The 24,194-nt window shown below is 26.5% G+C and carries 25 protein-coding genes; 23 read left to right on the forward strand and 2 right to left on the reverse strand.

The annotated features are described in order from the left end of the window. Positions 1-145: 145 nt before the first annotated feature. Complete coding sequence (locus ACYUE0_RS14460; protein WP_460271136.1) at positions 146-2,143, reverse strand: ATP-dependent helicase; 1,998 nt, start codon at positions 2,141-2,143, stop codon at positions 146-148. Between the two features lie 380 nt (positions 2,144-2,523). Here ACYUE0_RS14460 and ACYUE0_RS14465 point away from each other — a divergent pair, with 380 nt between their 5' ends. From ACYUE0_RS14465 to ACYUE0_RS14500, 8 genes are all read left to right on the forward strand, one after another. Beyond that, the gene (locus ACYUE0_RS14465) at positions 2,524-4,002 is read left to right on the forward strand and encodes a nicotinate phosphoribosyltransferase (RefSeq protein ID WP_199869846.1); all 1,479 of its coding nucleotides are present in this window, start codon (positions 2,524-2,526) and stop codon (positions 4,000-4,002) included. Between the two features lie 162 nt (positions 4,003-4,164). Next, positions 4,165-5,337 carry a M20 metallopeptidase family protein gene (locus ACYUE0_RS14470; RefSeq protein WP_460271138.1) on the forward strand — a complete coding sequence of 391 codons (1,173 nt, stop codon included), beginning with the start codon at positions 4,165-4,167 and terminating at the stop codon, positions 5,335-5,337. Positions 5,338-5,480: 143 nt separating this feature from the next. Continuing rightward, positions 5,481-6,443 carry an RluA family pseudouridine synthase gene (locus tag ACYUE0_RS14475; RefSeq protein ID WP_460271140.1) on the forward strand — a complete coding sequence of 321 codons (963 nt, stop codon included), beginning with the start codon at positions 5,481-5,483 and terminating at the stop codon, positions 6,441-6,443. A gap of 14 nt (positions 6,444-6,457) precedes the next feature. Further along, the gene (locus ACYUE0_RS14480; RefSeq protein WP_460271143.1) at positions 6,458-8,089 is read left to right on the forward strand and encodes a putative polysaccharide biosynthesis protein; all 1,632 of its coding nucleotides are present in this window, start codon (positions 6,458-6,460) and stop codon (positions 8,087-8,089) included. 345 nt (positions 8,090-8,434) lie between these two features. Continuing rightward, positions 8,435-9,160, forward strand: a complete 726-nt coding sequence (gene vanR, locus ACYUE0_RS14485; protein WP_460271145.1) for a VanR-ABDEGLN family response regulator transcription factor — start codon at positions 8,435-8,437, stop codon at positions 9,158-9,160. Next, complete coding sequence (locus ACYUE0_RS14490; RefSeq protein ID WP_460271146.1) at positions 9,153-10,250, forward strand: sensor histidine kinase; 1,098 nt, start codon at positions 9,153-9,155, stop codon at positions 10,248-10,250. The genes vanR and ACYUE0_RS14490 overlap by 8 nt, the downstream gene beginning before the upstream one ends. Before the next feature lie 135 nt (positions 10,251-10,385). Further along, positions 10,386-11,321 carry a VanZ family protein gene (locus tag ACYUE0_RS14495; protein WP_460271148.1) on the forward strand — a complete coding sequence of 312 codons (936 nt, stop codon included), beginning with the start codon at positions 10,386-10,388 and terminating at the stop codon, positions 11,319-11,321. A gap of 167 nt (positions 11,322-11,488) precedes the next feature. After that, positions 11,489-12,034 (forward strand): GNAT family N-acetyltransferase, encoded by a 546-nt coding sequence (locus ACYUE0_RS14500; protein ID WP_460271150.1) that lies wholly within the window; start codon positions 11,489-11,491, stop codon positions 12,032-12,034. A 132-nt stretch (positions 12,035-12,166) separates the two neighbouring features. On the opposite strand, the gene spoVB is transcribed toward ACYUE0_RS14500, so the two are convergent. Beyond that, a complete protein-coding gene (gene spoVB, locus ACYUE0_RS14505) occupies positions 12,167-13,693 on the reverse strand; it encodes a stage V sporulation protein B (RefSeq protein ID WP_460271152.1) in 1,527 nt (508 codons plus the stop codon). Between the two features lie 511 nt (positions 13,694-14,204). Between spoVB and ACYUE0_RS14510 the strand changes: the two genes are divergently transcribed. From ACYUE0_RS14510 to ACYUE0_RS14580, 15 genes are all read left to right on the forward strand, one after another. Continuing rightward, positions 14,205-14,732: a GNAT family N-acetyltransferase gene (locus tag ACYUE0_RS14510; protein WP_216449193.1), complete on the forward strand. Its 528-nt coding sequence runs from the start codon at positions 14,205-14,207 to the stop codon at positions 14,730-14,732. Between the two features lie 51 nt (positions 14,733-14,783). Further along, complete coding sequence (locus tag ACYUE0_RS14515; protein WP_460271155.1) at positions 14,784-15,443, forward strand: carbon-nitrogen hydrolase family protein; 660 nt, start codon at positions 14,784-14,786, stop codon at positions 15,441-15,443. Then, positions 15,430-16,155, forward strand: coding sequence for a class I SAM-dependent methyltransferase (locus ACYUE0_RS14520; RefSeq protein ID WP_216449191.1), 726 nt, complete (start codon positions 15,430-15,432; stop codon positions 16,153-16,155). The genes ACYUE0_RS14515 and ACYUE0_RS14520 overlap by 14 nt, the downstream gene beginning before the upstream one ends. 123 nt (positions 16,156-16,278) lie before the next feature. After that, positions 16,279-16,626, forward strand: a complete 348-nt coding sequence (locus ACYUE0_RS14525; protein WP_460271157.1) for a type 1 glutamine amidotransferase family protein — start codon at positions 16,279-16,281, stop codon at positions 16,624-16,626. A gap of 168 nt (positions 16,627-16,794) precedes the next feature. Next, positions 16,795-17,118, forward strand: a complete 324-nt coding sequence (locus ACYUE0_RS14530; RefSeq protein WP_460271181.1) for a Type 1 glutamine amidotransferase-like domain-containing protein — start codon at positions 16,795-16,797, stop codon at positions 17,116-17,118. Between the two features lie 333 nt (positions 17,119-17,451). Continuing rightward, complete coding sequence (locus ACYUE0_RS14535) at positions 17,452-17,799, forward strand: ASCH domain-containing protein (protein ID WP_460271159.1); 348 nt, start codon at positions 17,452-17,454, stop codon at positions 17,797-17,799. Between the two features lie 81 nt (positions 17,800-17,880). Next, positions 17,881-18,321 carry a GNAT family N-acetyltransferase gene (locus tag ACYUE0_RS14540; RefSeq protein WP_460271161.1) on the forward strand — a complete coding sequence of 147 codons (441 nt, stop codon included), beginning with the start codon at positions 17,881-17,883 and terminating at the stop codon, positions 18,319-18,321. A gap of 172 nt (positions 18,322-18,493) precedes the next feature. Further along, the gene (locus ACYUE0_RS14545; RefSeq protein ID WP_460271163.1) at positions 18,494-18,955 is read left to right on the forward strand and encodes a GNAT family N-acetyltransferase; all 462 of its coding nucleotides are present in this window, start codon (positions 18,494-18,496) and stop codon (positions 18,953-18,955) included. A 338-nt stretch (positions 18,956-19,293) separates the two neighbouring features. Next, the gene (locus ACYUE0_RS14550; protein ID WP_460271165.1) at positions 19,294-19,800 is read left to right on the forward strand and encodes a GNAT family N-acetyltransferase; all 507 of its coding nucleotides are present in this window, start codon (positions 19,294-19,296) and stop codon (positions 19,798-19,800) included. 110 nt (positions 19,801-19,910) lie between these two features. Further along, a complete protein-coding gene (locus ACYUE0_RS14555) occupies positions 19,911-20,054 on the forward strand; it encodes an N-acetyltransferase (protein WP_460271167.1) in 144 nt (47 codons plus the stop codon). Positions 20,055-20,289: 235 nt separating this feature from the next. Continuing rightward, positions 20,290-20,745 carry a GNAT family N-acetyltransferase gene (locus tag ACYUE0_RS14560; protein WP_460271169.1) on the forward strand — a complete coding sequence of 152 codons (456 nt, stop codon included), beginning with the start codon at positions 20,290-20,292 and terminating at the stop codon, positions 20,743-20,745. 193 nt (positions 20,746-20,938) lie between these two features. After that, positions 20,939-21,400 carry a GNAT family N-acetyltransferase gene (locus ACYUE0_RS14565; RefSeq protein ID WP_460271171.1) on the forward strand — a complete coding sequence of 154 codons (462 nt, stop codon included), beginning with the start codon at positions 20,939-20,941 and terminating at the stop codon, positions 21,398-21,400. A gap of 387 nt (positions 21,401-21,787) precedes the next feature. Next, a complete protein-coding gene (locus ACYUE0_RS14570) occupies positions 21,788-22,651 on the forward strand; it encodes an AraC family transcriptional regulator (protein WP_460271174.1) in 864 nt (287 codons plus the stop codon). Between the two features lie 300 nt (positions 22,652-22,951). Beyond that, positions 22,952-23,830: a hypothetical protein gene (locus tag ACYUE0_RS14575; protein ID WP_460271176.1), complete on the forward strand. Its 879-nt coding sequence runs from the start codon at positions 22,952-22,954 to the stop codon at positions 23,828-23,830. A 151-nt stretch (positions 23,831-23,981) separates the two neighbouring features. Continuing rightward, a partial coding sequence (locus ACYUE0_RS14580) for a hypothetical protein (protein ID WP_460271178.1) occupies positions 23,982-24,194 on the forward strand: 213 nt, incomplete at its 3' end.

The following is a 24,194-nucleotide window of genomic DNA, read 5'->3' on the forward strand; positions in this document are numbered from 1 at the left end:
ATATGTTTTGCAAATTAAGAAGAATTTATTCAATAATAAAAGCATTATATTATTAACTAATGATTATATTTGCTTATTTCTTTAGAAATAGTTTCTTATAATCATTTTAAAGTAATATAATGCTTTTAAAATATATTATATAGTTTTATTCAGGTAATTTTCTTAAAAGGTCATAGTTTATTAATGTTTTCAAATCAAATCTTTTACATTGGTCTGTAAATTTAATTTCTATTATATCCTCATCAATATAAGTAACTATTCCTTCGTTATTATTACCATGAATTACAGTATCATTTACATCAAAAGGTAGTTTTAATTTATAATTACATTCTTTTATAAAAGGGGATATTTTATAAGTTTTATTTTGAATTGTAGAAGGAATTAGAATATATAAATTATCAATAGCTCTAGTTAGTGCAACATACATAAGTCTACGTTCTTCTTCTAAATTATCCTCAATATTACTTTCATGTGGGATGTACCCCTCTACTGTATTTATTATAAAAATATTTTTAAATTCCATTCCTTTAACACTATGGATTGTACTTAAAATAACACCATCACTATTGTTTTTATTAGAATGTAAAAAATCATTATATTCCTCTATATAGGATAATAATGCTACTATTGTTCTGTGTTCAGTGGCTATAGATTGAAATTCATCTAAAATACTATCAAAATCTGTTATATCTATTTTGAATCTTGAGGTATATTCTCTTAAATAGTCATAATAACCTAAGGAGTTTATAATAAAAGAAATTGCACTCCCAAGGGACATTTTATTCAAATTGTGTATATCTAATTTTAGTTCATCTATATTTTTAATTTGAAAACTACGAATGTTATCAAGTTCTTTTAGAGTTTCAAAACAATCTATGTCTATTTTAGAACTTTTAATTTTTTCTATAGCATTTTTGCTTATATACCTAAAAGGTTTATTTATAATTGAAGTAAAAGCGTCTTTGTTTTTCATATCTAAGCTAAGCTTTAAATATGAAAGAATGTCTTTACAGATAAAATGATTAAAGAAATTAAACTCCTTGTCTATTAATTTAAATGGGATAGAGCGCTTAATGAAAGTATCTATAATTCTTCTACTTTCAAGGTTTGTCCTATATAATATTGCAAAATCAGAGTAATTATAATTGGAAGAAAGGACTGTTTTTTCTATATGATTTGCTATATATAGTCCTTGTTTAGTATCATTTTCTACATTTAGAACTCTAATATCCCCGTCAATTTTTTTATATGGAATAATTGTTTTAGTTCGTCTTGATTTATTATGTTTAATTAGATCATTGGAAATAGAAACTATATTTTTAGCACATCTATAATTTGTTTGCAGATATAATATTTTTGAGTCCTTAAAGTTTTCTTCAAAGGTAATCATATATTTAGGTTTAGAACCTCTAAAAGAGTAGATACATTGGTCTTCATCTCCAACAGCAAATACAAAATTGTCCTTATTAAGCATTTTTAATATTTCAATTTGAAGTTCATCACAATCTTGAAATTCATCTATTAATATATATTTAAACATATTTGAATAGCCATTTAAAAGCTTCGGGTTTTTTATGAAAAGTTGTTTGCACATTATTTGTAAGTCATCAAAATCACATAGACCTTTTTCTTTTTTATAGCTTTCATATATTTCATAAGCATTCTTGAAAAGATCTTTATCTAGTTTTGTTTCAAATTCAAATAGATTAAGCCCACTACTTTTAAAAATAGATATAGCGTTTAAATATTCCTTCACTTTGTCATCACTAACCTCATCCATATATGAAGAAAGAAAACTTCTTATTAATTTAAAACTTTCACTTGAATCCATTATTTTAATTTCACCATAATAATGGGTTAGAATTTTATAAAACAGACCATGGAATGTCCCGAAAAATGGGGTGTGCTCACTTTTAGCAAGTTCTTTATATCTATCTTTCATATTGTTGGCAGCGGCTTTAGTAAAAGTCAATATTATTATATTTCTAGGATTTATATTTTTGTATTTAATAAGATGATATACTTTATAGACTATAACAGTAGTTTTCCCGCTGCCAGGGCCTGCACTTACTAAAGTATTAGTTTCATCACTTAATATAGCTTGTAATTTTTCATTATCGAGATTTTTATATTCTTTATACACAAAAAGCAGCTCCTTATTTAGTCAAAATTAATTTTTTACATATTAAAAAATAATAAGCTAATACTCTTTGATAATATGAATTACTTTAAATTTTTCATTTCATATAAAATTATAATTATAATTAGAGTTTTAAGATTATTATTTAAAAACAATTTTAATTTATAGTTTTTTATATTTATAATAAATTTTATAAAAAACCTATGGTCATTTTATAAAATTTATCGTATACTTATTAGTAAATTTAGTAAATATTAGAACAAATATAATTATAAAAGACAAATAGTTACAAATTTTATTTGTAAAATACTATTATATAGATTGTATAATAGTAATATGTTATAATATAACACATAATTTACAAAACAGTAAGGGGAGAAGAAATGAATACTTCAGAAGGCTTTAATGTTAAAAATCAAAGAAATTTGACTATGCTTGTAGATTTTTACGAGTTGACAATGATGAATGGATACTTAAAAAATAATGTCCAGGATGTTGTTGCTTATTTTGATATGTATTTTAGAAGAATTCCAGATGGTGGTGGATACTGCATAATGGCTGGAGTAGAACAAGCAATAGATTTTCTTAAAGGTTTAAACTTTACAAAAGATGATATAGATTACCTTAGGGAAAAGGATATGTTCAATGAAGAATTTTTAAAATATTTAGAAGATTTCAAGTTTGAGTGTGATGTTTGGGCAATTCCAGAAGGAACACCAGTTTTCCCAGGAGAACCCCTTGTTACAGTGAGAGGTCCTGTAATGCAAGCACAATTTATAGAAACTATGCTTTTACTTACTATAAACCATCAAACATTAATTGCAACTAAAGCAGCTAGAATATGTGAAGCTGCAAAGGGTAGACCAGTTATGGAGTTTGGTTCAAGAAGAGCTCAAGGATATGATGGTGCTATATATGGAGCTAGAGCTGCTATAATAGGTGGATGCAATTCTACAGCATGTACAATAGCAGAAGAAATGTTCAAAGTTCCAGCTATAGGAACTATGGCGCATTCTTGGATTCAATTATTCAAAAATGAATATGAAGCATTTAAAGCGTGGGCTAATACTTATCCAGATAATACAGTTCTTTTGGTCGATACATATAACGTGTTGAAATCTGGTGTTCCAAATGCAATTAAAATATTTAATGAGGTTTTAAAACCATTAGGAAAAAGACCAAAAGCAGTTAGAATAGATAGTGGGGACATAACATATCTTACAAAAGAAGTTAGAAAAATGTTAGATGACGCAGGATATGAGGATGTTAAAATTACTGTATCAAATTCATTAGATGAGTTTATAATAAATTCTGTTATTGAAAATGGAGCACCAATTGACAGCTTCGGTGTAGGTGAAAGACTTATAACAGCTAAAAGCGAACCAGTTTTTGGTGGTGTTTATAAACTTGTAGGTATAGAAGAAGATGGAAAAATAGTACCTAAAATAAAAATAAGTGAAAATATAGAGAAAATAACAAATCCAAGTTTTAAAAGAACTTATAGAATCTTTGACAAATATACAGACAAGGCTATTGCTGATTTAATATGCACTCATGATGAGGTTATAGATATAAATGAGCCGTTAGAAATTTTCCATCCTACATTTACATGGAAAAGAAAAAGAATTAAGGACTACTATATTAAAGATTTAATGGTTCAAGTTTTTGAAAAAGGTAAGCAAGTCTATACTAGTCCTTCTGTTATGGAAATAAGAGAATATGCTAGAGTTGAGAGAAACAAGCTTTGGTCAGAGGTTTTAAGAATTCAGAATCCACATGCATATTATGTTGATTTATCAAAAAATCTCTGGGAGTTAAAAGAAAACTTATTAAATGAATATTCATCTAAATATGGAAATTAAGAGCAGAATTTTATTCTGCTCTTAATTTCTGCAAAGCTTGATGATTTAGCTATTTCTTGAAGTATTTGAAATTATGTTATATAATCAGTAGTAAGTTTAAATATTTATTTATGAATAATAGACTCAAGAGTCTATTATTTTTTTATGAAAAGAGGTGTTTTTATGGACTTTTTAAGTATTGTAACGGAATTTGAAAATCAATTAATATCTCTAAGAAGAGAGTTTCATAAAAGTCCAGAGCTAGATTTTGACCTTCCTAAAACTACAGCAAAAATAAAGAATTTTTTACAAAAAGAAAATATAGATTTTAAGGATATTGGAAAAGGTGGAATTGTTGCAATTATAAAAGGTCATAAAGATGGAAAAACTATAGCTATAAGAGCGGACATGGATGCACTATCAATAATTGATAAAAAGAACGTTATTTATAAATCTCAAAATGAGAATAAAATGCATGCATGTGGGCATGATGCACATATGACTATAGCATTAGGTACTGCAAAAGCACTTAACAATATGAAGGATAATTTAAAAGGAAATATAAAAATTATTTTTGAACCAGCAGAGGAAACATCTGGCGGTTCAAGATTTATGATAGAAGATGGTGTATTATTAGACCCTAAAGTAGACGCTATAATGGGGCTTCATGTTAATGAGGAGATTCCTTGTGGAATGATAGGTGTGAAAAATAATACTGTTTATGCAGCTTCAAATCCATTTAAAGTAAAAATCACTGGTAAAGGCGCCCATGGAGCTAGTCCACATAGGGGAATTGATGCAATTGTTATAGCTAGTGAGGTTATATTAATGCTTCAAACTTTAGTTAGTAGGGAAATGTCGCCAACTTCCCCAGCAGTTATAACTGTTGGTAAGATAAATGGAGGTATGGCTCAAAATGCTATTGCTGATGAAGTTATAATTGAAGGTATGATACGAACTGTTAATATGGAAGATAGAGATTATATAACTAAAAGATTTAAGGAAGTTATAGAAGGAATAGTGAGTATAAAAGGTGGAAAATGTGAAATAACATTAATAGATGGATATCCTTGTGTTATAAATGATAATGCCATGTACAAGTTATTTAGTGAATCATCTAGAGAGATTTTAGGTAATGATAATGTAAAAGAAGTTTTAGAACCTACACTAGGTGTTGAAAGTTTCTCGTACTTTTCACAAAAAGTTCCAGCTATGTTTTATTGGTTGGGATGTAGGAATGAGCAAAAGGGTATAATACATCCAGCACATAGTAGTCTATTTGATATAGATGAGAGATGTCTTAAAATAGGAATAGTTACTAATTTAAATATGATAGTAAATTATTTAAATAATTAATGAATATATGAAATTAACATTTTAATTTTAGGTATAATTAAAGAAATAAGAGGTCAAATATGCTTTGAATCTTTGGTCTCTTATTTCTTTTGATATGGCTTATATAAAAATTTACCGTATACAAATTTTTAGGAGGAAGATATATGATAATAAACATTGGACCGAATGAAGCTGGGCAAAGATGTGATAAATTTGCAAGAAAGCTTTTAAAAGATGTACCATTAAGTGCTATTTACAAATCTTTTAGAAAAGGTGATATTAAAGTCAATGGAAAAAAAGTAAAAGAAAAGTATTCTCTTCAAGATGGAGATGTAATTGAAATTAGAGAAATAAAGACAGAAGCTTCTCAAAAGAAAAAAAGTAATTTTGAGAGAATTGATAATAAACTAAAAATTACATATGAAGATGAAAATATATTAATGGTTGAAAAATGGCCAGGAGTTTTAGTACATAGTGATAAAAAAAATGGAGAATCAACACTTACGGATTATGTTTTATCTTATCTTTATGACAAAGGAGATTATGAACCAGAAAAGGAAATCACATTTACACCAGCACCTTGTAATAGATTAGATAGAAATACATCAGGTATTGTTATATATGGTAAGAATTTTTCTTCATTAAAAGAAATGAATGAAATGATAAGAGAAAGAAACGTAGAGAAATATTACATGGCTCTTATTAAAGGGAAAATAAAAGAAGGTTACTACGAAGCATATATATCTAAAAATGAAGATAATAATATATCTAAAGTTTATGAAGAATATAAACCAAACACTAAAAAAATAGCTATGAGAGTAAAAGTAATTCAAAGTTGTGGAATTTTTTCTTTAGTGGAGTTAGAATTATTAACAGGTAGAAGTCATCAATTAAGATCTCACTTAGCATTTTTAGGCAATCCAATAGTTGGAGATACTAAATATGGCGAGAAAAAGCTTAATAGTTTCTTTGTTAATAGATATGGATTAGATTATCAATTCTTATATGCTTATAAAGTGATATTTAAAGATACAGGAGACAAGTTAACATACTTAAAAAATAAAACCATAGCGGAATCACTTCCACCTATTTTAAAGAAAATAAAGACAGACGTATTTAAGTTTTAGTGGAGGAAAATTTCATGGGTAGCAATTCGAATTTTGATACTAAATCTGCAGCTAAGGGTATGGCTATATTAAGTATATGTATGTTTATGACAAAAATTATGTCTATTTTATATTTGCCATTTTTAAGAGCTATATTAGGCCAAGACGGAATGGGAATATATCAATCTTGTTATGTAATATATGCATATATATATATGATTGCTAATGCAGGTCTTCCAGTGGCAATATCAAAGATAGTTGCTGAATATGCATCAGTTGGTAATAAACATGATGCAATTAAAGCTTTTAAAATATCTAGATTGCTTGCAATTGGAATTGGAGTTTTATCAACAACTATTTTAATTGTATTTGCAGGACCAATAACAAGAGGGATGAATACTGAAAGATCCACATATGCACTTATGGCAATTGCACCAACTATGCTTTTTACTACTGTATTAAGTACTTATAAAGGATATTTTCAAGGCGTTGGGAATATGGTTCCAACTGGGGTTTCTCAAGTTATGGAGCAGGTAGCTAATGTAGTGTTCAGCTTACTTTTTGCATATATTTTAATAGGTTTTTCACTAGAATTAGGTGTTGCAGGAGGTACAGTAGGAACTACTCTTGGCGCACTTTTGGCACTAGTATACTTTATAAATTACTATAATCGTAGAGGTTATGAAGGTTTAGCACATATTAAAATAGAGAAAGAAATAAAAAGAGATAGCAACAAAGAAATTTTAAGAAAAATTTTATGTTATGTAATACCAATAACTATAGCTATTGCTATACAACAATTAGGTGGAATGATAGATGTAAAAATGGTACAAGGAACATTGGTTGACGTATTGGGTTATACAGAAAAGCAAAAAGATGTTTTATGGGGATTTTATGGTCAATATACAACGCTTATAAATGTACCATTAGGCTTATTAAGTTCTATATCTGTAGCTGCTGTGCCGATGATAGCTACATACAATGCAGTTAAAGACAGAAAATCTGTAAAAACTAGCATAAATTCTACTATGAAGATCATGTATTTATTTTCAATACCTTCAGCAGTAGGACTTGCAGTTTTAAGTAAGCCAATATTACGTACACTTAAATTAGATCAAGAAATATCATCATTTCTAATTTATGGTTCTTTTGTACTAGTAATAATGGGAATAGTATATCTTCAAACTTCTATACTTCAAGGTCTTGATAGGGTAAAGGCAGCAACTATATTTTGTGCAATAGGTATGATTGGTAAAATAATAGTAAATTATTTTGTTGTTTCAATTCCTAGAATTAACGTATATGGAGCCATAATAAGTAGCACAATATCATTTGCTATAATGTTTATACTTAATCAATGGCTTATAAATAGAGTGTTAAGGGTTAGAGTTAGATGCATAGTTCCAACCATAAGACCTATAATAGCATCAGCTTTTATGGGAATAGCAACGTATTTCACTTATAATGGAATTATTAAAGTTTTAGGATTAATATCTAATGGATATATATTTAATGTTATAGCAATGATAGTAGCTATAGCTGTAGCTATTATAGTATATAGTGTTGCAATAGTGTTATTAGGTGGTGTATCTAAAAAAGAAATAAATATATTACCAAATAAAATTAAAAATCTTATACCACAAAAATTATTAAAGTATGTAAGATAGTTTTATCAAATAAGAATTATTAAAGGGACTGTTGCAAAACTAACTGAAGGTCAGAGGAGCGATAGCTCCCTTTTTTTATGTGCAATTTTCTTAGTAAAAGGTATTAAGAAAAAAATGAAAGAATTGGAAAGCATCTTCATGGATTAAAACTTACTGGTTAATAATAAGAAAAATACTTGTTATTAAAATGAAGATAAAATTGAAAAATAGCATTATTAAAAGTTAAAAAAGTTAAAAAAGTTAAAAAAGTTATAAATATAGTATATAGTTGTAATATAGAAAAATAAATGGTATTAATGTATAATAAATACAATAACTTAATAAGTAAAATTTAAACTTGATTAGTTGAAAAATGAAAGGAGTACTAAAAACTTGAATGTTTTATTAGTAGATGATGAACAGTCCATTGCAGATTTAGTAGAAGTTTATCTGCAAAATGACAATTATAATGTATATAAATTTTATACAGGAAAGGAAGCTTTAAGATCTTTAGATAAGGTGGATTTTGACCTTGCAATTTTAGATGTTATGCTTCCAGATATTGATGGATTTAAGATATGCAAGATAATAAGAGAAAAGTATTTTTTCCCTATAATTATGTTAACTGCAAAAATTGAGGATATTGATAAGATAACAGGATTAACTTTAGGGGCTGATGATTATTTAACTAAACCATTTAATCCATTGGAACTATTGGCAAGAGTTAAAAGTCAGTTAAGACGATATAAAAAATATAATAAAAAAAATTCAGAGGATAAATTTGAATGTAGGAAAAGTGAATATGATTTTCATGGATTGATAATTAATAATGATAACCATAAATGTAGCTTATATGGAAAAACAATAACACTGACACCTATTGAGTTTTCGATTTTATGGTATTTATGTGAAAATAAAGGACGAGTAGTCTCGTCAGAAGAACTTTTTGAATCGGTGTGGAAAGAAAAGTATTTAGACAATAATAATACAGTAATGGCTCATGTGGCAAGACTTCGTGAAAAAATGAATGAGCCATCAAGAAAACCTAAATTTATTAAAACAGTATGGGGAGTTGGCTATACCATTGAATAAAGAAAAACAATTGACTAATAAAAGTTTAAAAAATATAGTGTTAGCAAAAATTTTTATTACCATACTATTATCTAGTATAGCTTTAGGAGTTATACTAATATTAATGTTTATTACATATCATCAATTTACTTTTTATGGGGATGAAACAGTATATATATTAGCACAGATGATTAAGTATTATTTACCTTGCTTAGTTATATTCGTTTGGCTAATAGATATTATATGTGTTATTTTGTATTATTGGAAAAAATCATTAGGTCATATAGAGATTATGATGGATGCAAGTAAACAACTTATATTAAATGATGATAATTCAATACATTTTCCAGATGAATTGAAAGAAGTAGAAGAACAAATGAATCAGATAAAGCAGAAAACTATTCTAAATGCACAATTAGCAAAAGAATCAGAAAAGCAAAAAAATGATTTAATAGTGTATCTTGCTCATGATTTAAAGACTCCTCTTACATCTGTTATTGGTTACTTAAACTTATTAAATGATGAAGAACATATATCTGATGAACTTCGAAAAAAATACTTAAACATATCTTTAGAAAAGGCTGAGCGATTAGAAGAATTAATTAACGAATTTTTTGATATTACAAGATTTAATTTAAGTAATTTAACTCTTGAATTAAGTAATATTAATTTAACACGAATGATTGAACAGATTGTTTATGAATTTAAGCCAATGTTAGCAACGAAAAATCTTAGATGTGATTTGCAGATTACTTCTAATATTGAGTTTAAATGTGATGTTAATAAAATTGAAAGGGTTTTTGATAATTTAATTAGAAATGCTATTAATTATAGTTTTGAAAATCGCTTAATAAAAATTATAGTAGAAAAAAAATCTGATGGAATATATATGTGTTTTAGTAATAAAGGAAATGTTATTCCTAAAGAAAGATTAAATCTAATATTTGACCAATTTTATCGATTAGATAGTTCTCGTGGAACTAAAACAGGAGGCGCAGGGTTAGGTCTTGCAATAGCAAAAAAAATTATTGAGGCTCATAAAGGAACAATAAGTGCATATAGTGAAGATGAAGAAATTAGATTTGAGATTTATCTTCCAAGTTTATTGTAAGAAAATCGTATGATTTTAAGAAGAAAAACATAAGAAAACTTTACTAAATAATGAAAAAAATACACATCTTATTTTGATATCATGTAGGTATAAAAATAAGATGTGTATTTTTTATATAAGTAAGGAGGAATAATAATGAATTTAAAATTAAAAAAACAAATAAATAATGTATCCATTATTAAAAAATTTATATCATTTGGAGTATGGGTAATTGCTATAGTATATATTTTGGCATTATTAAAAATTGTATTATTTAAATATGGGTTTACTACTGAGTTACGCTCATTAAATTTAAAGCCCTTTGCTTTTATTGAAAGTTATTTTACTGAAGATGTGACTATAGATGTAGCTTTGAAAAATGTGGCTGGTAATTTTGCACTATTTATTCCATTAGGAATATTGTTGCCAGCATTATTTAAAAATATAAATAAAAAAAAGACTGTATTTATATGTTTTGGAGTAAGCTTATTATTTGAATTTCTTCAATATATTATAGGATTAGGTGCAAGTGATATAGATGATGTAGTATTAAATACTTTTGGCGGTATTATAGGTATGTTTATTTATTTTAAAATATTGAAAAGAATTGATATAAAAATAAAGATGAGAATAGCTACATTTTCATTTTTAAGTGTATTTGGTTTATGTGGTTTATTATCATTATATTTATACCAACCTAATATTCTTCCAGCACAAGTAGAAGTTATTAATCAGGAAATATTAGAAGGTGTAGATGCGTATAGTGCTGATATACAAACGGTGTGTATAAATGTGGATAATGATAGTATCCTAATAGACAAATCAAGAAGATTTTATGATGATAATTATAAAGTTCAAAGTAATGAAGATAAATATATAATAGATAACAATACTAAATTATTTCTTCAGTTAAGAAAATATAAGTATTCACCTAATGGAAATATTCAAAAATCAACATTCATATATAATAAAATTACCATGGATGAATTCAAAAATCTAATAAAGAAAGAAGAAAAAAGTGTGAATTTATGGATATCAGAAGATAATAAATGTAGTAGAGTATTGGTGGTAGAAAAAGGGGATATGGAATAAATGGATATAAATATAAAGATATTATGATTTGACATGTGTTTGTAAAAAACAACTTTGTTTAAATAATTCATTTTGGCTCAGAAAAATTTAATAGGTTGATTGTTGATATGGGAAATGTTATCATTTAAGAAAATAATTGTTTGTATATTATGGGGGATAAGAATAACATGAGAATAGAAACAAATCATGTAATAATTCGAGATTTTGAAAGGAAAGATGCAGAAAATCTTTATAGGATTGTTAGAGAAAAGAATATTCTTCGCTTTATGCCTGATTGGGCAGAAAGTAGTAGTTCACCACAATCTTATTTTGAATACATTGATTGGCACCAAAGCAAAAAAAATTCAACAAATATCTATGAAAACAAAAGATATGTAATCGCATTACCTGATACAGATGAGATGATAGGAATGGTTGGTATGGGGTTGGAAGATACATTGAATGAAGTTGAAGTAGCCTATTTTATGTCAGAAAAATATCAGAGAAAGGGATACACAGAAGAAGCAGTAAATGCTTTAGTTAATTGGTGTTTTAGTATGTCAGAGATAACGTATCTTATTTTAACTATTGATTGTGCAAATATACCTTCTTGCACTCTTGCAAAAAAATGTGGTTTTGAATTATTTGAAAAACGAACACCTATTGAGCATAAGCAACCTAATATGGAAAGTGATAGTTATTTTTATTATAGAAAATATAGAAGTATGTCATAAATAACATAACTGTTCTTGTAATTTGGATTAAGTGAATTCAAATGATTTTCTTTAATTATTGATATATTTGTCAACAGTATTTTAAAATATAATCAAGTATAAAATAACCACTCATTTTCTGAGTGGTTATTTTCATAGATTTTTACAAGAATCAGAGTTTTTTCTTATTATAAATATAGATGATAAAAATAATCCACTACCTATAAAAATTAAAAAGATATTTTTAATGATGAAATTAACATTAGGAATAATAGCATTGAAAATTCTAAGAAGAAATGCTGTTATTAAAGTTAAAAGACAAATTACAAAAAATTTATATATGCTAATTGATAAATGAACAGATTTATTTATTTCTAGAATATTCAATATAAGACCTAATAAAGAAGATGCAAATATGGCTATAGCAAAGCCAAATATATTTATAGATGGTATAGCCATCAAAATGTACATTAAAATAAGCTCTACAACAGCTGTAATTAAAGAATTTATAAGAATAGCCTTTTGTTTACCTAGCCCATTTAAGATACCATAAGTACAGGATGAACCATACAAAAATGGAACTGAAAACGCTGCAGCTTTAATGAAAGCATCTAAATCGTTACGTTTATAAAAGAGCATACCAAGATTTGTAGGTATTACTAAGCAAACAAGCATTATTGAAATTCCTAATATAAAGCACATTTTTATTACTTCATTCACTCTACACTCTACAGCAGAATAATTTCCTTTTGTAATATTTTTAGATATGTCAGGGACTAGAATAGTAGCCATAGAAATTACTATCACAATAGGAAAAAATATTATATTAAGTGTCATTCCACAAAACTTACCTATAGCTTCTAGTGCCAAGGTATGAGTCATTCCTGCTGTTACAAGTCTTCCTGGTATAAGCAAAGTAGATACACTACTTATAGCAGTGGTAAGAAACCCATTGACAGCTAAAGGAAACGCAACAACTAGACAATTAAAAAGGAGCTGAGCACCATTTTCTACATATTTATCTTTTCCTAAGGAATAATCGAATTTTTTACAACTCTTCTTAAAGAAAATATATAATAAAACGAAACTAACAAATTCTCCAATAGCAAAGGATGAGTATGTAGCTGTTACTGTTTTTGAAATATCTTTAAGAAGAAATAAGTCTATTAAAGATAGTGTTACAAAAAGTCTTAATGCTTTTTCTACAATATCTATTATTGCTGGTGTGTTAACTTCCATAACTCCAAAAAAATAGCCTTTTAAAACTGATGATAGAGCTATAAATATCAGTGCAGGACATAAAACCCATAAGGAATATAAAGTTCTGATATCTTTTATAATGTATTTACTAAAAAAAGGTGCCAAAGCAAACATTATAATGGTTACAAATATTGCCCAAACTAATATGAAAGATAATGTATATCTAACACTTTTATTCATATTTTTATAAGAATCAGTTCCATAATATGATGAAACCTCTTTAGAAACGGCAGCAACAAGCCCACCGCAAACTAAACAACAAAACAAATCATAAATAGGCATTATAAGTCCATAAAGTCCTACTCCTTCTGCACCAAGCTTGTCCGAGAGAACTATAGAAAAAATAAATCTTATAACTGCCATAGCAAGATTTGAAATAGTTAATACAAATGTATCTCTATAAAAACTGTCACTATTCATAAACAAACCTCCAGTAATATGGTTGAATAAAAATTATATCTTAAAGTAATATATAAATTTTATATAGCTCATTGTGTTTCTTTATAATAGTTATGATTTGCTTTAATACTTTATTCAAAAAATAATCAAATAAATAAAAAAAATTATTACAGTAATTAAAAATATAAAAGCTAGATAAGGAAATTAAATATAAGTAATTTAAACTATTATTTAATTTAATATAAGAGAGTATAGAAAAAGAAGTTGAAAATTAAAATACTATGAACAATGTTAAAAATATTTATATAAATGTTATAAATAATATACAATATTCTTCAAAAAATACTAAAAATTAGACGTATAATTTTAATAATAAAAACTTTATAAAAAATAAATAATAGTAGATATTTTCAATAACTCTTAACTAAAATAAGCTGTTAATTAGCAATTTTAAATTTTCACATTTGATAAATGAATAAACTTCATCTTATAACCCTATATTTATACTTTTAGTGATTGGAGAAATACACATATGGATATTATTATTGAATTAGGAAAAACAAGTGATATTGATGAATTAGAAAAGCTTTATAATGATTTAAATGATTATTTAGAAAAGGAAATAAATTACCCTGGATGGAGAAAGGGTATATATCCTACTTGTCAAAATGCAATTGATGGAATTAAAAATTGTAATCTTTATGTAGCAAAAAATAATGGCAAAATAGTTGGATCACTTATTTTAAGTCATGAACCTGAGCCTGCATATTATAAAGCTAAGTGGAATTTTGAATCTGATTATTCAGATGTTTTTGTTATATATACATTTGTAGTACATCCCAATTTTTTAAAATGTGGTGTAGGTAAAGCATTAATCGATTTCTCAATTGAACATAGTATTAAGTCAAAGGTAAAGTCAATTCGATTAGATGTTTACGAAAATAATATGCCTGCTATAAGATTGTATGAAAAATGTGGTTTTAAATATATTGATACAGTTGATTTGGGGCTTGGAAACTATGGATTGAACTGGTTTAGATTATATGAAAAAATACTATGATATAACAAGAATAATACCCAGAAATAGTGTTGGTATGTGGAGGTAATGTATATGAGAATTTTAATAGGACAACCAGTACATGAAAGAGGAGTTAAACAAATTAAAGAAGAAATAGAAAAAAATAAAGAAATAGATGTTGTTTTATATCCAGAAGGATATTTATTTGATGAAAAGGCTTTAGAAGATGCCTGTAATATTGCAAGAGAATATAATATAAAAATTATTACATCTTACAGAAAAGATAATAAGGATAGAGCAGTAATAATAAGTAATTATGGTGAGAAAATTTTAGAAAGATCAAAAACATCTTCAAATGCTAATGAAGAATTATGTAATCCATTAGTAGTTAATCATAATGGCATAACTATTGGATATATTTTATGTATGGAAATTTTGAAAGGGGTTAGAGATTTTAAAAAAGTAACTTCAAAAATTAATTTTATTGCCCACCCAATTGGTGTAGGAATGTTTAGTGATGATCAATTTGAGTTATGGATAAATGAAGCTAAAAAAATTGCAAGAACATATAAAACTATAGTATTAGGAACAAGTCATGCAGATGGTTCATATAGAAATTGTGGAATATCAATACCTATTTCATATTGTATTGATAGTGATGGAGAACCTATATATATATCAAAGTATGATACAAGAACAAGGATACTAAATTTAAATACAAAGGAGGTTAAGGTGAAGTATGATAAAGAATGATTTAAAAACATATGCTGAAAATTTAAAAGAACCATGGTGGTTGTTATTTTATAGAATTGTATGGGAGCAAATACCTATAAAAAATGGTATAAAAATTCTTGATTTTGGTAGTGGGTTAGGCGTTACAGCAAGTCACTTAGCAAAAGACAATGAGGTAGTTGCCATAGAACCTAATAAAGATATGATAAAAATGAGAATAGATGAAAATATATATGAACAAATAGTTGGAGATATAGAAATTTTAAAACAGCAGAAAGATGAATCTTTTGATGTTATAGTATGTCATAATGTTTTTGAATATGCAAAGGAGAGAAAAGATATATTTAAAGAATTCTATCGAGTTCTTAAACCTAATGGGATAATATCCATAGTAAAGCATAATCATGTAGGTAGGATAATGCAAAAAGCTGTTTTTGAAAATAGTTTAGATGAAGCGATATATTTACTAGATGGTGGAAGAGTTAAAGTTATGAATTTTGGAGAAGTAAATTATTATGATATAAATGACATCAAGCAGTGGATAGGGGATAAGGATATTAGTATTGAAAAAATACTTGGAGTTAGAACATTTTGGGGATTACAACAAAATAATGATGTAAAGTATAGACAGGATTGGCAAGAAAAAATGTACAAACTTGAAATGAAAGTAGCAGATATAAAAGATTATCTTAATATTGCATTTTATAATCATATAATACTTAGAAAAGCCTAAAATTTGATTTTTAAGAATATTAAATAGTTGATTTTTATTTAGAAAAATAATTGTTTGAAAAATGTCTTAAGAAATATAGGTGTAAGTGCATAGGCGTAAGTGAGTACTTTAGGAGGGGATTATTTGAATATTTTGTTAGACAAGCTCGATTTTAATGAGGATTGGGCATATGAAACACTAAAAAATATAATTAAACCAGGACATAAAATTTGTATGATACCTTTTGCTTTTCATGAAGATTGGATAAAGGATAAATATGAGTGGGAGAAAGCTTATAATAAATTAACTGGGGAATATTATAAAAATTCAATTCAGCCTTTTTATAGTTATGGTATAGAGGATAAAAATATAATTTTAGTTAATTATTTTACAGATAATAGTGAGAGTGCTAAAGAAAAGATTAAAGCAAGCGATATAATATTTTTTACAGGTGGTTTTCCAGAAAAAACAATGAAAAGGTTAGGCATATGAAAAGAAATAAAAGGTCAAAGATTCGAAGCATATTTGTCACGAAACAAGAAGATGAAATCCAGTCATAGTGGGGCTATGTATGGATTTTGTCGACGAAGTATTTGTGGCAAATAGGCGAGAATACTGACTTATTATTTATTTGATTATGCCTTAAGTGAACTTGAACTAATTAATACTGTTCAGCATCATACTGGAATAATAATGGGATGGAGTGCAGGTGCTATGATGCAATGCTCTGATTATTATATTTCACCGGATAAAGATTATAAAGAATATACTTATGAAAGAGGATTAAACTGCATAAAAGATTTTGCTGTTGAGGTTCATTATAAAGATACGGATGTACAGAATAAAAGCATTGAAAAGTATATACATGAAAAGGGTAAAAATGTTTATACAACAGAATCACAAAGTGCAATAATTGTTGATGAGGATAATATTACGTTATTAGGAAATGCAAAACAGTATGTAATTAAAAAATATATTAGGTAAACGAATAAATTAAAAGAAAGACATTTTATTGGAATAGTGTAGCTTAATTCTACGCACATGTTTGGAACATTATAAAATATTTTAGAATTTTATAATATGATAATTGATAAATGAGCTACATTAAATTACTTGTACAATTAGAAAAAGAAGAATACTGACATGAATTTTAAAGAAGTAAGAATAGAAATATATATTCCAAAAGAGTATATAGAAAAATTCATCCTTATGAAGATCCAATAATTAATGTTATACCAATTATAAATGAGTTGTTTGAATAATTTTAATTATAAAAAAATAGGATTTGCAATATTTATGAAAAGGAAGAGAAAATATATGAATTACAATATGACTTTATTTGAAGAACCTTTTAATATGATTAAAGATAAGAAAAAGGTTATAGAAGTTAGATTAAATGATGAAAAAAGAAAATCTATTAATGTTGGCGATTTAATTACATTTCATAAACTTCCACATAAAGAAGAGAAAATAGATGTTGAGGTTTTAAATAAATATGAATTTAAAACTTTTGAGCAGCTATACAATAACTTTGATTTTTCACTTTTTGGATGTAATGGATACTCAATGCAAAGTATGATAGATGAAACTTATAATATTTACACAAAAGAACAAGAAGAAAAATATGGTGTATTAGGAATTAGAATTAAGCTAATTAAGAAGTAATAGAACAGTATAAGTTTGCAACTTAATACAGGTTATTTAAAAATTAAGATTTAAAGCTGATTTTTGGAAAGGGAAGAAAAGATGATATATTTAAAAGAAGTTACAGGTGAAAATTGGAGAAAAATCATAAGACTAAAGGTAACAGAAGAACAGCAGTGTTATGTAAGTTCAAATACTGGAATTTTAGCAAAAGCATATGCTTATCTTTTTCAACGAAGTCAAGCAAAGGTTATATATGATGACTGTAATATAGTTGGTTTAATAATGTATAGAGATTATGATGAACGTAATGCTTATATTTTAGATCAGCTTATGATTGATAGTAAATTCCAAAGAAAAGGATATGGTGAAAAAGCTGTATTAGAAGCAATAAAAATTATGAAAAATGATAAAAAATATAATCGTATAATTTTATGTTATTGTGAAGGAGATAATGCAGCGAAAAACCTCTATACAAAGCTTGGATTTTACCATACAGGTGAAGTGGATGAAAATGAAATAATTATGGCTTTAGATTTTTAGATTAACTGCATATTTAAATTTAAAAAAATAAAAGTAGGGTATGATGTACATTTTGAAAATTTAGAGTAAAAATAATATTTTTTGAAAACTGAATAATGTGGTATAAAAAATATTATGTAATAGGATTGATTTTTAAGTTAAATAAATTAGAATTTTTGGGAGAAAATATAATATGGGGAATTATAGAATTGTAAAAATACAGGAACAACCAGGGGTGAGAAATGATGCAGCAAATTGGTTTCATAAAAAATGGAATATACCCTTTGAAGCATATCTTGAAAGTATTGATGAATGTTTGAAAAATGAAAATGCTGTCCCACAATGGTATATAGCAATGATTGGAGATAAAATTGTGGGTGGACTTGGAGTAATAGAAAATGATTTTCATAAGAGAAAAGATTTGACTCCAAATGTTTGTGCTGTTTATGTAGAAGAAGAATATCGTTCTCAAGGTATTGCAGGTAAAATGTTAGACTTTGCGTGCGATGATATGAAAGAAAAAAGTATTAATATACTTTATCTTATTACAGACCATAATTCATTTTATGAACGTTACGGATGGGAGTTTTTGTGCCTGGTCCAAGGTGATGGTGCAGAAGAATTATCTAGAATGTATATGCATAGAGCAATATAAATTTCAATTTTAAATTATTATGAAGATAAAATTAAATATTAAATTGTCCAAATACCGTATTATTTAAAAATGAATATACGGTATTTTTATTTTGTAATTCAAAAATTTGACGAACTAATTAATAAACTATGATATTTGAAATTAAATAGTATGGTATTTTAGGAAAGCTTAATAAGTATTTTTCTCCAAGGTAAATACTATGAAATTGTATTTAAGAGGGGAAAAGGAAATGAAATATTTAAAGAGTAAATAATACACTGTTTACAAAATATGTTATAATTTATTCATGATAATTATAATATTGTGTTCGATAAGTAGGAATCTGCAGAGGTGTTAATATGAATTTAAGAATGGCTAACATTGATGACTTGTCACAGCTTAAAGCTGTATATGGAAAAATAATTGACAATATGAATAAAGATAATATCCAGATTTGGGATGAAATTTATCCATGTGAATTTTTTTGTGATGATATTGAAAGTAATCGTCTTTATGTTTTAGAGGAAAACAATGAGATAGTTTCAGCTTTTGCTTTATGCAATTCAAATCCAGGATCAGAGTATGTGAAATGGGAAAACAAACATGATAAAGCATTATATATTGATAGGCTTGGAGTTAATGTCAATTATTCAAGAAAAGGAATTGGTAGTGTAATGCTTAATAAGGCGATTGTTATTGCAAGAGATAAGGGCGCTAAATATTTAAGGCTTTTTGTTGTGGATATAAATAAACCTGCGATAAATCTTTACATAAAGAATGCATTTAAAAAGGTTGATGGAATCTATGATGAAATAATTGACAAAGACCTTGTATTGCATGAATTTGGATTTGAAATAAAAACATAAATGTAATACGAATTCTAATTTATTATACACTTGAAAGTGTATAAAGTTAGGGAAGTGAATTTTAGTAAGAATTTGGTACTTATAATATACTCTCTTAATAAATATAAACAATGAAAGATGATAAAAAATATAATCGTATAATTTTATGTTATTGTGAAGACGATAATGCAGCGGAAAACCTCTATACAAAGCTTGGATTTTACCATACAGGTGAAGTGGATGAAAATGAAATAATTATGGCTTTAGATTTTTAGATTAATTGCATATTTAAATTAAAAAAAATAAAAGTAGGGTATGATGTACATTTTGAAAATAAAGCGAAATAAGTATTAAAATTTGTTCTTTTAAAATTGAACAATACGGTATTAAAAAATAGAAGTTATCTCAAGTATATTGAAGATTAGTGTAGAAAAGTGGTAAATGTGATAAACTTTTCTTATGAGCTAAGTCATAGTTGTAAATTAATACGAAGAAAAGGGATGATTTAATATGCTAATTATCGAACACTTAGCAGACCATAAAGAATATTTAGATAATGTAATAGATTGGCTTTGGAAAGAATTTGGTAATGAAGATAATTATACTTTTTGGGAAAGCATAGTCAAAAATAGTTTGAGAAAAAATCAATTACCTTTAACATTTATTGCACTTATGGATAATAAGTTGGTTGGAACTGTAGGATTATGGAGAAGTGATTTATTGAGTAGACAAGACCTTTATCCATGGCTGTCAGCATTATTTGTTAAAGAGCAATATAGAAATAAAGATATTGGACAAGAGTTACAGCGATTTTTGATTGATTATTGCAGAAAAAAGGGACATGAAGAACTTTTTCTTTATACCGACATTTGCAATTATTATGAAAAAACTGGATGGCAGTATCTTAACGATGGTATTGAATACTCAGGTGGAAGTATAAAAATATACAAGAAAAAACTAAGTTAGCAATAGATAATATTATTATTTAATGACTAAAATTAAAAATCAAATATTTTTACGTCGCAATTCAAAAAATATGAATTAAATAATCTTTGAAATTTCAACAATATGTTACAATTGAATTATATAATAAAATAACCTTAAGTAAAAATTTTTTGTATGAGAGATACAGATCAATAGTAATTTTAAGGGGGGAAATATGTATATTAACTTTAGAGAGATAGATAAATCAAATTATAACACTTGTGTGTCTTTAACGGTAGGAGAGTATCAAACTAACTATGTTGCTAGTAATGTGTTTTCATTGGTACAAGCTTCTTATGAAGATGGATTATATCCATTAGGAATATATAATGGTGATGAAATGGTAGGATTTTTATTATATGATTATGATGAAGAATTAGAAGGATGGTCATTTTCAAGATTCATGATTGATATTAAGCATCAAAATAAAGGATTTGGTTCAAAAGCGTTAGAAAAGTTTTTAGATCTTTTTCATGAAAAATTTTCAAATGAAAAACTATATACAAGTGTAGAAATAGATAATGAAATAGCTATTAGGTTGTATGAAAAATATGGTTTTAATAAAAAGAATTCGTTTGAATATAAAGTTGGAGATATCATATATAAGGAATTTAGAATGTTGAAGGAATTATGGTAGTATATAGACAAATTTCAATTTGTAAGATAGATTAAGGCAACTTCAAGGAAACAATTTTAAAAATATTATGAAAAATAAATTAAATATTAAATTATTTAGAATACCGTATTATTCAAAGGAATATGCGGTATTTTTGCATCCTTTAGTTAAAAGGTGCACTATGTCATTTGAAAATTAAACAATAGGGTATTTACAAAATATGTTATAATTTATTGATGATAATAGGAAAATTTTAAATAAAAATTATTTGAATGAGAAATACAGATAAATAAGAATTTATATATAGAGTATTAATAAGCTGATTTATATTTATAAGACAAAGGTGAGCAAACTAAGACAAGAAAGTTTAAATAGAAAACCGTATACTATAAATGCGAGGTGAATAAAATGATGGATTGTATGAGAAGTATACAAATGGCGATTGAATACATGGAAGAGCATATTTTACAAGGAATTAGTTATGAAGATGTTGCAAAGCAGGTACACATGTCAAATTATCATTTTCATAGAATCTTTAGTATGATTACGGGAATAACTGCAAATGAATATATTCGTAAAAGAAGGCTATCTATTGCAGGGCAAGAATTGATTATGTCTGATAATAAAGTAATTGATATAGCATTTAAGTATGGGTATGAGACTCCAGAAAGTTTTACTAAGGCATTTACACGTTTTCATGGAGTGACTCCAAATGTGGCTAAGCGCTCTGGGGTGCAATTACAATCATTTAATCGCCTTGTAATAAAAATTAGCTTGGAGGGCGGAACATTGATGGAATACAAAATTGTTGGAAGAGAAACATTCAAGTTATTGACTAAAGTACAGGCATTTAGAAATGAAGTTGTTTCTGAAGATGGCAACAATGAAATACCAGATTTTTGGAAAAAATGCGGGGAAAACGATACATTTAAAGTACTTAATAAGTATACTAAAAAACATGATGTTTATGGTGTGTGTGCTCCTATATCAGAGCAAAGCATTCATTTTAATTATGGAATTGGAATGTTATATGAAGGTGGAGAAATTCCTAATGGATATGACATTTGGGAAGTTAATCCAACACTTTGGGCAGTATTTAAATGTATTGGTAACAATGGTGATTGTATTGGTGCTACATGGAATAGAATTTTTAAGGAATTTTTACCAAGTTCAGATTATGAGATGTTAGACGATACTGATTTTGAATTATATCCAGAGAATAATGACACAAATTGCTTTTGTGAAATATGGATACCTGTGAGAAAAAAATAGACACTGTATATTTTATAAAGTTCCAATCTGCTAAGGAACTTAAAAAGTAAATATAAAATAATATATTAAAATACTGCAGTATTCATAGGTGAATTTGCGGTATTTTTGCGTCGTACGTTGATTAAATGACGAACTAAAAACGAAATAAGTGCTTTGAAAATTGAATAGTACTGTGTTTGGGGATTAATATTAATTTATACAAAAATATGGTAAAATTTATATGGTAAGAAATAAATAAACAAGTATAGACTAGAATTTTAGTTGCATTTCTAATATTTATAATTGGGGGATGATAAATAAATGAAGAAAAAACTAAAGGGTATTGATATATTAATAATAGGAATTATTATATTATTGGTATTTATAACAATAGTTGGGGTGTGTTCTTTTAATACAGATAAAAATTATATTGTCGTAAATCAATATGGTGATAATGTAAAAATTTTTGGAAGTGGAATATATGCTCATGATTCATATTTTAAAGCTCCAATTTTTATAGGGAGTGATTGTACAATGCTTTTTTTAGTTGTTCCAATGATAATAGTTGCTTTGATTTGTGAAATAGAAAGAAGAACAATAAAATCCAAGTTACTATTAACAACATTTATAGGAACAGTAGTATATTATGCTACCAGTATAGTATTTGGAGTTACCTATAATGCTCTTCATTTGTCATATATTGCTTTATTTTCTAGTTCATTTTTTGCTTTTATTATTTTAATAAGAAGTATAAATTCAGATGAGTTGCGAAAAATGCAAAAATGGATTCTTCCATCAAATGGATTAAGTATATTTTTGATACTATCTGGTATATCTCTTTTTGTTGCATGGCTACCAGATATAATAGTTTCAATTATACACGGAAAATCATTATCTCTAATAGAAGTATATACAACAGAAATTACTTATGTACTAGATATGGGAATAATAAGTCCATTAATATTCATATGTCTATTTTTCCTTAAAAAGAAAGATGGAATGGGAGATATTTTACTTCCAATAATTTTAACGTTATGTCAAATTATTGGAATAATGCTTCCTATTCAAACAATTTTTCAAACATTAGCTGGCATTGTAGTACCTATTACAGCGCTTATAACTAAACTTGGAATATTTGTTATACTTGCTATTGTTGCATCATATTTTAATATTAAATTTTATAAAAATATAACAATGTAGAGTTATAATAATAATTATTATTTTTACATGAAATTAAAGGAAATTAATTTACTAAAATACCGTATTGTTCAGAAATAAAGTTGCAGTATTTTTTATGCTGGAATACAAATAAGAGTTTAATATAAATAAAGAAAGATGAGGAAGTAAGTTAATGAAAGAATTTAAATTTCCTTATAAAGAATTTAAGCTAAAAATATCAGAGCATTTTGGAAAAAAATATCTCATAGTAAAAGCTGAGAGAATATTGGGTGGAGCACAAAAATTTGTTTATAAAGTTACAACTCAAAATGGATTTATGTTTGTTATTTACATTTGGCATGAAAGTACTTCTTATTTTTCAGATTTGGAAGGTAATGATATCTTT

The organism is Clostridium sp. CTA-19 (assembly GCF_054767855.1).